This window comes from Draconibacterium sediminis, from assembly GCF_000949475.1.
Lineage (GTDB): Bacteria > Bacteroidota > Bacteroidia > Bacteroidales > Prolixibacteraceae > Draconibacterium > Draconibacterium sediminis.
In genome coordinates, this window is the sequence record NZ_JRHC01000004.1 from 363912 (window position 1) to 376072 (window position 12161).

General features: G+C 42.2%; 14 protein-coding genes. 9 read left to right on the plus strand and 5 right to left on the minus strand.

The annotated features are described in order from the left end of the window. The first annotated feature begins 124 nt into the window (after positions 1-124). A complete protein-coding gene (locus LH29_RS15910) occupies positions 125-625 on the plus strand; it encodes a hypothetical protein (protein WP_045031578.1) in 501 nt (166 codons plus the stop codon). A gap of 130 nt (positions 626-755) precedes the next feature. Here LH29_RS15910 and LH29_RS15915 read toward each other — a convergent pair whose 3' ends face one another. Both LH29_RS15915 and metG read right to left on the minus strand, forming a co-directional pair. Next, positions 756-1208, minus strand: a complete 453-nt coding sequence (locus tag LH29_RS15915) for a GNAT family N-acetyltransferase (protein WP_045031580.1) — start codon at positions 1206-1208, stop codon at positions 756-758. An 11-nt stretch (positions 1209-1219) separates the two neighbouring features. Beyond that, the gene (metG, locus tag LH29_RS15920) at positions 1220-3253 is read right to left on the minus strand and encodes a methionine--tRNA ligase (protein WP_045031582.1); all 2034 of its coding nucleotides are present in this window, start codon (positions 3251-3253) and stop codon (positions 1220-1222) included. 218 nt (positions 3254-3471) lie between these two features. On the opposite strand from metG, the gene LH29_RS15925 reads away from it, so the two are divergent. The 7 genes from LH29_RS15925 to LH29_RS15955 all read left to right on the plus strand — a co-directional run bounded on the left by LH29_RS15925 (position 3472) and on the right by LH29_RS15955 (position 8780). Then, on the plus strand, positions 3472-4125 hold the full coding sequence (locus LH29_RS15925; RefSeq protein WP_045031584.1) for an HAD hydrolase-like protein: 654 nt from the start codon (positions 3472-3474) through the stop codon (positions 4123-4125). A 99-nt stretch (positions 4126-4224) separates the two neighbouring features. Beyond that, positions 4225-5130, plus strand: a complete 906-nt coding sequence (locus LH29_RS15930) for a S66 peptidase family protein (RefSeq protein WP_045031586.1) — start codon at positions 4225-4227, stop codon at positions 5128-5130. Between the two features lie 106 nt (positions 5131-5236). Next, positions 5237-5599: a YraN family protein gene (locus LH29_RS15935; protein WP_045031588.1), complete on the plus strand. Its 363-nt coding sequence runs from the start codon at positions 5237-5239 to the stop codon at positions 5597-5599. A 213-nt stretch (positions 5600-5812) separates the two neighbouring features. Continuing rightward, positions 5813-6163, plus strand: coding sequence for an MmcQ/YjbR family DNA-binding protein (locus LH29_RS15940; protein ID WP_045031590.1), 351 nt, complete (start codon positions 5813-5815; stop codon positions 6161-6163). Positions 6164-6171: 8 nt separating this feature from the next. Beyond that, positions 6172-7251, plus strand: a complete 1080-nt coding sequence (locus tag LH29_RS15945) for a C1 family peptidase (RefSeq protein ID WP_045031592.1) — start codon at positions 6172-6174, stop codon at positions 7249-7251. Continuing rightward, entirely contained in the window at positions 7251-7457 is a 207-nt protein-coding gene (locus LH29_RS15950; RefSeq protein WP_045031595.1) for an RNA-binding S4 domain-containing protein, read from the plus strand. Before LH29_RS15945 ends, LH29_RS15950 begins: the two co-directional genes overlap by 1 nt. Positions 7458-7886: 429 nt before the next feature. Next, complete coding sequence (locus LH29_RS15955) at positions 7887-8780, plus strand: nucleoside hydrolase (RefSeq protein ID WP_198152479.1); 894 nt, start codon at positions 7887-7889, stop codon at positions 8778-8780. A gap of 159 nt (positions 8781-8939) precedes the next feature. On the opposite strand, the gene LH29_RS15960 is transcribed toward LH29_RS15955, so the two are convergent. The 3 genes from LH29_RS15960 to LH29_RS15970 all read right to left on the minus strand — a co-directional run bounded on the left by LH29_RS15960 (position 8940) and on the right by LH29_RS15970 (position 10937). Continuing rightward, complete coding sequence (locus LH29_RS15960; RefSeq protein ID WP_045031599.1) at positions 8940-9149, minus strand: dodecin family protein; 210 nt, start codon at positions 9147-9149, stop codon at positions 8940-8942. A 139-nt stretch (positions 9150-9288) separates the two neighbouring features. Continuing rightward, entirely contained in the window at positions 9289-9660 is a 372-nt protein-coding gene (locus tag LH29_RS15965; protein ID WP_045031602.1) for a DoxX family protein, read from the minus strand. A 152-nt stretch (positions 9661-9812) separates the two neighbouring features. Further along, positions 9813-10937, minus strand: coding sequence for an HU domain-containing protein (locus LH29_RS15970; RefSeq protein ID WP_157493729.1), 1125 nt, complete (start codon positions 10935-10937; stop codon positions 9813-9815). A 152-nt stretch (positions 10938-11089) separates the two neighbouring features. On the opposite strand from LH29_RS15970, the gene galE reads away from it, so the two are divergent. Then, positions 11090-12118, plus strand: coding sequence for a UDP-glucose 4-epimerase GalE (gene galE, locus LH29_RS15975; protein WP_045031606.1), 1029 nt, complete (start codon positions 11090-11092; stop codon positions 12116-12118). Positions 12119-12161: the final 43 nt, after the last annotated feature.

The window sequence follows — 12161 nt, forward strand, 5'->3', positions numbered from 1 at the left end:
CGGCTTCGAAAGGAGCCGGTTTTTTCGTTAAAGATTGTAAAAATGAAATGAAGCTGCAGAATTCATTTTAATTATTCCTGCTAATTTTTATAAATTGCGTTTCTTGAAATGGAGGATATTTTGAATGGAAGAGCTAAGATGGAGTAAGCAAATATTTGGGTCGAAGCTGGAGATCATGCAGGGCGATGAGAAAGTTGGAAACATTGACTGGGAAAGCATGGTTGGTTCGAAAGCGCAGGCTATTATTAATGGCCGCTACTTTACGCTTAATCGTGAGTTTTTCCTTTCGAAACTGGAGATCTACGACGGAAACAGTAAATCGCTGCTGGCCATGGTAATGGTAAATATATTTAACCCGCGTAGCGATGTGTTGATAAACGGTAAACGTTTCGAACTGGAAATAAAAAACTTCTGGCAATCGCGCTGGAGCTGGAAATATAACGGACAAGAAATTGTCACTTTTACCTCGCACGAATTCATTTCAAAAGATAAAGGAACAATCGAACTGGCAACACCCATGAACGAAGAGGTGGAGATTCTCATTCTCCTGGGGTTGTTTGTGCGCAACCAGTTTATCCTTTTTATGCTGCTTATTTTGGTGGTGTTGTTCTTTGTGATTGTCTGATTTCAATTATTCATAAAAAAAACCGTTCCTGCGTACAAGAACGGTTGTATATGTTGAGTAAGTTGCCGATCTGCGTTAAGCAGTACTGCAACTTACGGAAGCGCGCCAACAATAGTTGGCACGACTATCTTTATCTCATCAGATGCTTTTTAAAACAAATGCTGTTTTCCATTTCAACGTATTGTCCGTAATTTGGGATACGTTCATAACCACTCTTTTGGTACAGCCTAACTGCATCAGGAAGCTTTTTCCCGGTTTCCAGAATGCAGTAATCGTAGCCCAGTTCTTCGGCCCAGGTTTCCAGCTCGTTTAAAACTTTTGTGGCAAATCCGTTTCCCCGAAATTCGGAACAGGTGAACATCCGTTTTACTTCCATGGTGTTGGATGTAAATTCTTTTATGGCTCCACAGGCAACAGGAATAGCACCATTGTATGCAACAACTACATGTTTTATGCTGTCGATTTTGTTGTACTCATTATAAAAATCATGCTCACGACCATCCATTGCTGCCAGTAATTCATCCAGCTGTTTCACCAGCTGAATGAAGTCTTTGTTTGTTGAGTCGGTCCTGAGGATTTTCATCCGGGAATTGGTTAGCGTATTTCTGATCCGTTTTTAACAGTCTTATCCGGAGAAACGATCGACAGTGTACCATCAGCATTTTCAGCACACAAAATCATTCCCTGCGATTCGATACCACGCAATTTTTTCGGTGCCAGGTTTACCAAAATAGAAACCTGTTTTCCAATCAACTCTTCCGGCTGGTAATACTCGGCAATACCCGAAACAACAGTACGCTGATCGATTCCGGTGTCGATTTTTAGCTTCAGCAGCTTTTTGGTTTTGGCTACTTTTTCGCATTCGATTACGGTTCCGGCACGAACATCCATTTTTACAAAATCATCAAATTCGATGTTTTCTTTTGCTGGAGTTGCTTTTGCTTCCGCCATTTCGTTAGCCTTTTTGGTGTCGGCCAGTTTTTGCAATTGTGCTTCAATTACGCTGTCTTCAATTTTTTCGAAAAGTAATTCCGGCTTATTCACTTTGTGGCCTGTTGGCAACAAATCAGTTTCGCCCAGTTTTACCCAATCCATTTTCTCCAAATTCAGGAAGCCGCGTAGTTTATCCATGCTAAATGGCAGGAATGGCTCCAGACATATGGTAAGGTTGGCGGTAATCTGCAAACAGATATTCATAACTGTTTTTACACGCTCAGCATCGGTTTTTATCACTTTCCAGGGTTCTTCGTCGGCCAGGTATTTATTACCCAAACGTGCCAGATCCATTGCATTTTTCAGCGATTCGCGAATACGGAAACTGTCGATACTCTTTTCAACCTCGCCTTTAATGTTTGCAATTTCGGCAAGTGTTTCTTTGTCGTGATCAGTCAATTCTCCGCGTGCAGGAACTTCGCCTTCGTAATATTTCTGCGTAAGCACCAGTGCACGGTTTACAAAGTTTCCGAGCACAGCTACCAGCTCGTTGTTATTTCGGTTCTGGAAATCTTTCCAGGTAAAATCATTGTCTTTAGTTTCCGGCGCATTGGCAGTCAATACATATTTCAGCACATCTTCTTTTCCCGGGAATTCTTCCAGGTACTCGTGCAACCAAACCGCCCAGTTTCGTGAAGTTGAAATTTTATCGTTTTCAAGGTTCAGGAACTCATTGGCCGGCACGTTTTCCGGCAGGTTGAATGTTCCTTCCGCTTTCAACATACTTGGAAAAATGATACAGTGGAAAACAATATTGTCTTTTCCGATGAAGTGCAACATGCGGGTTTCCGGATCTTTCCAATAGGTTTCCCAGTCTTCGGTCAATTCTTTTGTTGCCGAAATATAACCGATAGGTGCATCAAACCAAACGTAAAGCACTTTGCCTTCAACGCCTTCAACAGGCACAGGCACACCCCAGTCGAGGTCGCGGGTTACGGCACGTGGCATTAAACCACTGTCGATCCACGATTTACACTGTCCGTAAACGTTGGTTTTCCATTCTTTGTGTCCTTCCAGAATCCACTCTTTTAACCAGGGTTCGTACTGGTCGAGCGGCAGATACCAGTGTGTGGTTTCTTTTAAAACCGGCTGGTTCCCGCTAATGGTTGAAGTTGGATTGATCAGCTCGGTCGGGCTCAACGAAGTTCCGCAGCTTTCGCACTGGTCGCCGTAAGCTTTTTCGAAACTACATTTTGGGCAGGTTCCAATAATGTAACGGTCGGCCAAAAACTGGTTGTTGGCTTCGTCGTAATATTGCTCCGATGTTTTTTCAACAAACTTACCTTCGTCGTACAGTTTCTTAAAAAACTCGGAAGCTGTTTCGTGATGAACCGGAGAACTTGTGCGTGAGTAAACGTCAAACGAAATACCAAATTTCTCGAACGAATCCTTAATAATTCCGTGAAAGCGGTCAACCACATCCTGCGGTGTAATGCCTTCGTTTTTAGCCTTCAGCGTAATGGGTACACCGTGCTCGTCAGAACCACCGATCATAATTACATCCTCGTTTTTCAGGCGAAGGTAACGCGCATAAATATCGGCAGGAACATAAACTCCGGCAAGGTGACCGATGTGGATCGGACCATTGGCATAAGGCAGTGCTGTGGTAATTAGGGTACGTTTGAACTTACTCATAATTCTATTTTGGCGGAATCGCGATAAATGCAAACTTCTTCGTTGTTATAAAATTTTAAAATCCTCATTTACTTCAGTAGACTCCGGTTTTAAAATTTCTCACGCCTCGAATTTTATCATTTCTGGCGATTCCATTTTTAACTGATTTTAGGGCTGCAAAGATAACAAAATTCAGGGAGCAAATTTAAAACTATTACCTTCGCAAAAATTTTAGTTGAATGGCACAATTTTCACACATTATATTCGATCTCGACGGTACGCTCACCGACAATACGCTGGGCATAAAAAACTCGCTGAAATATGCGCTGGAGCAAATGCAGGTAGACGGTTACCACGAAAATATTCTGGATACTTTTATCGGACCTCCGCTGCAGTGGGGCTTTAGCACGCAGTTTGGAATGAACGAACGCGATACAAAACTGGCGGTTGATTATTTCCGTGAATATTATGGCGAACACGGTTGGCACCAGAACGATCCGTACGATGGAATTATGGAATTGCTGGCCGAATTGGATGCGCAGGGAAAAAGAATGTATGTGGCCACTGCCAAACTGGAAAAGTATGCCAACAAAATTATCGAGCATTTTGAAATGGATCGTTACATTATTCAGGTGAAGGGGGCGGATTATCATGCAAAAAAGGCTACGAAGAATAAGATCATCGCCGATGTACTGACCATGCAACAATTGGTGCCGTCGAAAGAAATTGTAATGGTTGGCGATACGGTTTATGATATTGAAGGCGGTAACGAAAACGAAATTTCTACCATTGCAGTGGGCTACGGTTTTGGAAAAGAGGAAGATTTACGTGCTACCAATCCTGATTATTTCGTGGAGGATGTGGACGAACTGTTTGAGCTATTAACTCTTTAATTTTGTTTGCTTTTTACTTTGTATTTTTACAATTGATTTTTTTGAAGCTGAGCGAAAAATGAGCTGCCAGCTTCGATCTTCAAACTTCTGACAAATTTTATGATTACACTACAACCCATACAACCCGGCTCAACAATCCGAATTGTTTCTCCGGCCGGCAAAATTGAAGAAAAACATGTGATGCCAGCGGTTAACTGGTTGGAAGAACAAGGCTACACCGTAAAATTGGGCAAACACGTTTTCGCCCAACATTTCCAGTTTGCCGGCACCGATGAACAACGTACTGCGGATGTGCAAGAGGCCCTTGATGATTCCGATTGCGATGCGATAATCTGCTCGCGTGGCGGTTACGGAACGGTGCGAATAATTGAACGGCTCGACTTTACACAATTTCTTAAAAACCCAAAGTGGATGGTAGGTTTTAGCGACATTACCATTTTGCATTCGCGCCTGCATAATCTTGAAATTCCTACAATCCACGGAGTGATGCCGCGCTACTTTTTTGATGACAAAGGCGAACCAAAAGAAGATCTCACCTCGATGATGGCGCTGCTAAAAGGCGAGGGGATCAGTTACGGTGTTGATGCCACTGAATTTGATCGTCAGGGCACAACTGCCGGGCAATTGGTTGGTGGAAATTTGTCCATAGTTACCAGTTTAAGCGGCACTAAATATGACATTGATACGGCGGGTAAAATCCTTTTCCTGGAAGATATTGACGAGTTTTTGTATCATACCGACCGGATGGTTCATCAACTGAAATTAAGTGGCAAACTGGATAATCTGGCCGGATTGATTTTGGGTGATTATACGGATATGAAAGACAATGAGTCGCCTTTTGGGCAAACAGTGCATGAGATTTTTACCGAAGCAGTGAAAGAGTTTGACTACCCGGTTTGCTACGGATTTCCGGGAGGACACGATAAAAAGAATCTGGCACTTGCTTTTGGCCGCGATTGGGAACTGGAAGTTGCTAAAAGCGGAACGAGGTTGAGATTGGTGTAGATTGAAAAGAGATTGATGCAGATTGAATCTGAGTCTGATCATATTTGATCTTGAATATCGAACTTTTACTTTTGCCTTTGTACTTTTACCTTAAACTTTGAACAACATGGTATCAACACGCGAATTGGGTGATTTGGCGGAGGGTCTGGCGCAGGATTATCTCCGAAAGCTGGGTTACGAAATTAAAGCCACCAACTGGTACCACGGGCATTTGGAGCTTGATATTGTTGCGCAGGATGGTGACGAGCTGGTTATTGTAGAGGTGAAAGCGCGGTCGGGATTACGATACGAACACCCATCGGAAGCAGTAACTAACTCAAAAATTAAACGCATTGTTGAAGCGGCCGATGCCTATATTATCGAACACGAGAGCGAACTGGACACCCGTTTTGATGTAATTACCGTTATTTTCTTTCAGCAAGGCCATGAGCTGGAGCATTTTAAAGATGCATTTTATCCGACGATGTAAAGTGTCAAGGCAAAAGGCAAAAGTAGAAAGTCAAAAGTTCAGAGACCAGTCGCAGTTTGCAGTCTCAGTTGGTAATTTTAACAGTTTCACAATCTCATTCAATCTGCATCAATCTCTTTTCAATCTGCATCAATCTTTTTTCAGTATTAAACCACCACATCATTTTTATTTCTTTCCGATTCTACTATTTTTAGGCTTTCCAAAGAAGGTATCATGAATATTGAAGAGATCCGCGAGTACTGCATCCGGAAAAAGGGAGTTACCGAAAGTTTCCCTTTTAATGAAACCACATTGGTTTTTAAGGTGATGAACAAGATGTTTTGTTTGCTGGGCCTCGATGATCACCGGGTAAGCTTAAAAAACGATCCGGATAAAAATATTGAGCTAAGGGCACAATTTCCGGCGATCTACGAGGGCTATCATTTGCACAAACAAATGTGGAATACCATCGAGTTAAACGGAACAGTTCCGTCAAAACTGATGGCTGAAATGATTGACGAATCGTATGATTTGATTGTTGCGAGCCTCACCAAAAAGTTAAAAGAAGAATTAAAAAATTTATAAGCACTATTATGAAATTATTGTCAATGTTCGCTGCGTTATTACTGATGGTTTCAGCTGTTTACGCAGAGGGAGAGAAAGAAGATTTTACCATCGTAAAAGAGGTGAAGCATACACCGGTTATCAGCCAGGGTCGCACCGGAACCTGCTGGAGTTTCGCTACAACCAGTTTTTTGGAATCGGAGATTATGCGCAAAGGATTTCCCGAAACCAACTTGTCGGAGATGTTTTTTGTGTATTACAACTATAAAAACAAGGCGTTTCAGTACCTTCTTTATCATGGTAAAAACAATTTCGGAGAAGGAAGTTTGTCGCACGATGTATTAAAAGTTGTGGCCGACCAGGGCATAATGTTATACGATGAGTTTCCCGGAATACAGAAGGATGGAAAATACAACCACTCGGCCTTGATTAAAGAGCTTCGAGATGAAACGGATAAAATTGACAAAGAGAAAAGAGGCCAAATCGATGTGTCCGATCTAAAAGAATTGAAGTCGGCCTTAAAAAACGAGTTGGGCAAGTTGCCGGAGAAAGTGGAGCTGGAAGGCAAAAAATATTCGGCATTGGAACTTCGCGATAAATTTGAAATAAATGCGGATGACTATGTGGAGCTTACTTCGTTCAGTCATCATCCGTTTTACGGACAATGTGTTGTTGAAGTGCCTGACAACTGGGCGCACGAATCATACTACAATCTGCCAATTGATGAATTATTGGAGGTTATGTATTATGCACTGAACAACGGTTATAGTATTGCCTGGGACGGCGACACCAGCGAAGAAACTTTTGTGCACAAAAAGGGAAAAGCCGATGTGCCGAAAAAGTTACAGGGAAAAGTGGATCAGGAAGAACGCCAGAAAACGTTTTACGACCGCACAACAACCGACGATCACCTGATGCACCTGGTTGGACTCTCGAAAGATGCCGAAGGAAAAGATTGTTTCTACACCAAAAACTCGTGGGGTGCCGATAGTAACGCTTACGGTGGCTACCTGCACATGACGGAAGATTACGTGCGCCTGAAAACCATCGGGATTATGGTGCACATAGATGCCATTCCGGATGCGGTAAAATCAAAACTTGGAATATAATGCGCGAATTTCAGCTGAGCACCGAATATATTGAACTGGTAAAACTGTTGAAGCTTTTGCGAATTGCGCAAACGGGAGGCCACGCAAAAATCATTATTGAAGATGGCGAAGTTATCCGCAATGGCGAGCCCGAGTTCAGAAAAAGAGCCAAACTGGTGAAAGGCGATGTGCTCGAAATAATGGGAGAAACCATTAAAATTGTATAGCCAGAAAGCAGCTGTTGAATAAAGTAACCGAAATCACAGCTTGAAAAAGTTATTCGAGATGAGCGCTTAGCGGATTAAACCGTTAAGCGCTTTTTTTCTGAAAGTCCAATAAAAATAAATAGCAAAATCTGCTTCAAAATTTATAGACTCACCCTGATTGTGCCTTCGACACAATCGTCCCTCTCTACGCGTAGAGAGGGAGTGAGGGAGAGTTGGCTGAAAGTTTGAATTACTTTCATTCCTGTAGGTGATTCCCGGTAATCATGATTGTTTTGTAGAGCGTATTTCTTTGGTTTCCAATCTGCGCATGTCAGTTAAATCAGCGTCGTTAGCGTTCGTTTTATATGAATTCGCTCCGTGCTGAGATTTGTAAAGCAAATGATGTTCAAAATATTCAATACATTAGTCAATCAAAATAACCGTTCGCCCATGTTTAAAAAGATTTTAGCACTGTTGTTGGTCAGCCTTGTTTGTAATGTGTTTGTGTCGGCGCATTCCGGCAAACCCAAATACCACGTAATAATTGATACCGATGGAGCGATTGACGACATGCGGGCGATTTCAATGTTTTTGGCGCAGAACGATGCCCGGGTTTTAGCCATCACCTGCTCGCAGGGAACGCTGGCTCCCGATTCCATTTTTGTTAAGGTGCACCAATTGCTGGCGGCTTATCATCACGAGGGAATTCCGGTAGGATTGGATAAAAGACTTGAAAAAGATTTGCCGCCCTGGGCTGCGTACACACAAAAAATAAAATGGGCATCCGACGAAAAATCGCAGTCTACTTCTCCTGAAGTCAGTTCGGAAGAATTAATTTCATCGGTGTTTAAAGACTGCCCCGAAAAAATTACTTTGGTAGCCTTAGGATCGTTAAAAACTTATGCCGAATTGGTAGAACAACATCCGGAATATGCAGACAAAATCGAACGAATTGTTTGGTACAACAATCCGTATGTCGATACCGATTTTAATGAGTCGGTGTCGCCGGAGAGTTACACTTATTTCAAGCAAAAGAACATTCCGCTGGAAGTGGTAGGGAATAGCACCGATCATTACAATGTTGATGAGGCATACCTAAAAACGATCAAAAACGCAAACTCCAAGTATGCACAACAGATTGCCTGGGTGCACCAACATCCGGAGATTGTTTCGCGAATGCAAGCAGAGCATCTGCAGCTTTGGGATGATCTGGTGGCGCTTTATGTGGCGGTGCCCAATCTATTTCAAACTGAAAAGGCGGGAGGTGAAGTGCGTTATGTAACTGTGCAAAACGATCTGCCCGATGAAGTGGTTAACAAGGCCATTGCTAACATGTTGGAATAGGGCAACAATCCGGCAGTTTAACAACTTTCCTTTTGAGGCGATTTGTATATAAAATGAATTGTTGCTTACAGCCAAAACCATTTGTCTCCCGAAAGCTACTCCGGGAATTGTTTCGGATGCTTCAAGCGTATTCGTTTGGGGAATGTTTCCTGTAACTGATTAGTTTTCGTACTTAAACGATACTTTTAGTTTTACACGATAACATTCAATTTCACCTTCGGTAATATGAATGTCCATTTGGCACACTTCTGCAATTCGTAAATCGCGCAATGATTTAGATGCCGTGCTTATGGCATTTTGTGCTGCTTGCTCCCACGAAACGGGACTGCTTCCAATCAGCTCGACAATTTTGTAAACACTGTTAGGCATAACTTTCGTTTTTTTGGTTATTACTATGTTCAAAATGGTTTCATTATGTACGAAGCGTAACCATAAATAGTTATACGCACAGCTAACTTTAGCTGAACGTTATAATCAATAAAAACGAACCGAATTAAAGGGGAATGCGCTATAACCTAACAAGGAATAATCGTCCGGCAACAACAAGCAAAAGCAGAACCAAAACGATGATATTAAATATCAGGTCTTTTGTTTCTTTTCTTTTTGAATGCACAAAGGTGGCCATAACCATAATAATGGTAAGCCCGATGGCCGCAATGGGGATTAAAATTTCGAGTGTAGAATAAACGCCTGGAAGGAAAAGCCCTAATCCGCCCAGCACTTCAAACGCTCCAATTAACCGCAGTCGTTGTTCGGTGAAATCTTCGATCCATTCGAAAACTTTTATCAGGTTGTCTTTGGTCAAAACAAGTTTCAGCGAACCTGTAGTAAGAAAGAGAGCGGCAATAATAATTTGGATAATCCAGAGCGCTATATTCATAGTTACAGTTTTTAATTAGCGTTGAGTTGTTTATTATTTTAATGGATTAACTGTTAAATAGTAACCCAATATTAATTAAAATGTTGCTTTGTTCTATCAATCCGCTCCTTTTTTTTCAGTCATTTACGATTATTTGAGATAAGTGTAAATGTTTATTTTCTGTAAACCCAAACTTCCGACCCCGGATTGTCTTCCATATATTTCACTTTTGCAGCATCGGCTTCGCTAAAAGTTTTGTAGCCGGCAATACCTACAATAAAGAAACGACCTTTTTTCCCAACATGAAAGGCTTCGTATCCTTTTTGCTGCAATTCGAGCAAATAATTATCGGCATTTTCTTTTACCGAAAAGCTTCCGCCAACCAGGTAATACTTCATCGAGTCCTGTTCTTCAGTCGTCATTTCAACAGCTTCGGGTATGTTTTGTGTGGTGTCGGCAGCCAACGTCGAGTCTTCTGCGGCTATTAATACCGAGTCTGTTGAGGCAGTATCAACAGCAACCGGTGCTTGTTCAATCGTCAATTCTTCGGTAGTTTTTGTTGGAGGCAGCATTTCTTCTTCGTCTCCATTGGTGTTGTTAAATCCTTTCAAATAAATAAAAACAGAAACGGCAAGTAAAGGAATAATTATGAGCAGAAACAGCCACGGCTTTCTCTTTTTTGCTTCTTTTTCCTTTGTTTGAACTGCTTGTTTTTCTTCTTTTATTTCCGGCTCTTCAACCACCGGCTCTTTGGTAACAGGTTCTTCTTGCTGTGGTTCGGGCTCTGATACTTCCGGCTCAGCCTTTTGTTGTTCTTCTTCCACAACAGCAGTTTCTTCCTCTGTGGTTTCAACGGTTTCTTCTTCCGGTATTTCCACAGGCTCGGGCTCGCTTATCGACATGGCGCCAAGGCCAAACGAATCGAGCAGCATATTCTCTTCTTCCGAGGCCTCAAAAACAATTTCTCCCTGTTCGTTGTGCGAAAGTGTACCCACTCCTTCAACAAAAACCTCGTCGCCTTTGTCGAGTTTAAAAAGCATTTCGTCGCGTTCTTTTTCAATACGAACCAATGCATTAAAATGCGATATATGCAGTTTTTCGGCAATATGGCCAACCAGTAAACCGTCGTTGTTTTTTAGTTGCCCGTTAAACGAAATGGTTTTCGACGGAGGTTTAATCTCGTCGCTCTCATCGCTGATTTCTGCCGGCCGGTATTCCGAGACAAAAGCCCCCAATCCGGGAATGATTACAATATCGTGCTGTAACAGAAGTGTGTATATTTCTTTTCCGAAGCTCACTTGAATGAATTTAGGCGGTAAAATTACAAAACAAAGGGTAAACTGCAACTGCCCAAAAATTAAGTTTTTACAAAAGCCTCCTCAACAAGTGGGCAAAGTGTAGATTTCTGTATCGTTTTTTTCTACTTTTGCTGGCTAAATCAATAAAAGTGATGGCAAAAAAGATTTTAGTTACAGGCGGAACCGGGTACATTGGTTCGCACACCGTTGTTGAATTACAGGCTTCGGGCTACGATGTGGTAATTGTCGACGACCTTTCAAACTCAAGTATTGATGTACTGGATAACATCGAAAAAATTTCAGGAATAAAACCGGCATTCGAACAGTTTGATTTAGCGGATGCTGCAAAAACCGACGAGTTTTTTAGTCGTAATTCCGATATCGAGGCAATTATTCATTTTGCAGCCTCGAAAGCAGTTGGCGAATCGGTACAAAAACCTTTGTTGTACTACCGCAACAACCTGATGTCGTTGATGAACCTGCTGGATTGCCAGTTGAAATACAATGTGGCAAATATTGTATTCTCGTCGTCGTGTACGGTCTACGGCCAGCCTGATGTGTTGCCTGTTACTGAAAATACGCCACGCAAAGACGCCGAGTCGCCATACGGAAACACCAAGCGTGTTAACGAAGATATTTTAAGCGACAGTATTGCTGCATTTCCACAGTTAAAAGGAATTGCACTGCGCTATTTTAACCCGATTGGAGCACATCCAACCGCACTGATTGGAGAATTGCCACTGGGCGTACCACAAAACCTTGTGCCCTTTATTACGCAAACAGCTGCCGGATTACGCGACGAGCTGAAAGTGTTTGGCGACGATTACGATACGGTTGACGGTTCGGCCGTTCGCGATTACATTAACGTGGTTGATTTGGCCAAAGCGCACGTGGTAGCTATTGAGCGACTACTGGAAGGCAAAAACAAAAAGAACTACGAAATTTTCAATCTTGGTACCGGAAATGGTTTGTCGGTGTTGGAGATTGTAAACGGTTTTGAAAAAGCAACCGGTGTTAAACTGAATTATAAAATTGTTGGTCGTCGTGCAGGCGATATCGAAAAAATTTGGGCCGACACTACTTTTGCCAACGAAGAACTGGGCTGGAAAGCTGAAAAAGGAACAGAAGAAACACTACTTTCGGCCTGGAACTGGGAGAAAAAAGTGCGTGGAATAAAGTAAGACAATCATAATTGCATACATTTCGCCGGGCGACTTGCAGCTT

Bases quoted from the DNA above. Each gene is read 5' to 3' on its own strand.
- LH29_RS15910 (WP_045031578.1), top strand. From the start codon at position 125: ATGGAAGAGCTAAGATGGAGTAAGCAAATATTTGGGTCGAAGCTGGAG.
- LH29_RS15915 (WP_045031580.1), bottom strand. From the start codon at position 1,208: ATGAAAATCCTCAGGACCGACTCAACAAACAAAGACTTCATTCAGCTG.
- metG (WP_045031582.1), bottom strand. From the start codon at position 3,253: ATGAGTAAGTTCAAACGTACCCTAATTACCACAGCACTGCCTTATGCC.
- LH29_RS15925 (WP_045031584.1), top strand. From the start codon at position 3,472: ATGGCACAATTTTCACACATTATATTCGATCTCGACGGTACGCTCACC.
- LH29_RS15930 (WP_045031586.1), top strand. From the start codon at position 4,225: ATGATTACACTACAACCCATACAACCCGGCTCAACAATCCGAATTGTT.
- LH29_RS15935 (WP_045031588.1), top strand. From the start codon at position 5,237: ATGGTATCAACACGCGAATTGGGTGATTTGGCGGAGGGTCTGGCGCAG.
- LH29_RS15940 (WP_045031590.1), top strand. From the start codon at position 5,813: ATGAATATTGAAGAGATCCGCGAGTACTGCATCCGGAAAAAGGGAGTT.
- LH29_RS15945 (WP_045031592.1), top strand. From the start codon at position 6,172: ATGAAATTATTGTCAATGTTCGCTGCGTTATTACTGATGGTTTCAGCT.
- LH29_RS15950 (WP_045031595.1), top strand. From the start codon at position 7,251: ATGCGCGAATTTCAGCTGAGCACCGAATATATTGAACTGGTAAAACTG.
- LH29_RS15955 (WP_198152479.1), top strand. From the start codon at position 7,887: ATGTTTAAAAAGATTTTAGCACTGTTGTTGGTCAGCCTTGTTTGTAAT.
- LH29_RS15960 (WP_045031599.1), bottom strand. From the start codon at position 9,149: ATGCCTAACAGTGTTTACAAAATTGTCGAGCTGATTGGAAGCAGTCCC.
- LH29_RS15965 (WP_045031602.1), bottom strand. From the start codon at position 9,660: ATGAATATAGCGCTCTGGATTATCCAAATTATTATTGCCGCTCTCTTT.
- galE (WP_045031606.1), top strand. From the start codon at position 11,090: ATGGCAAAAAAGATTTTAGTTACAGGCGGAACCGGGTACATTGGTTCG.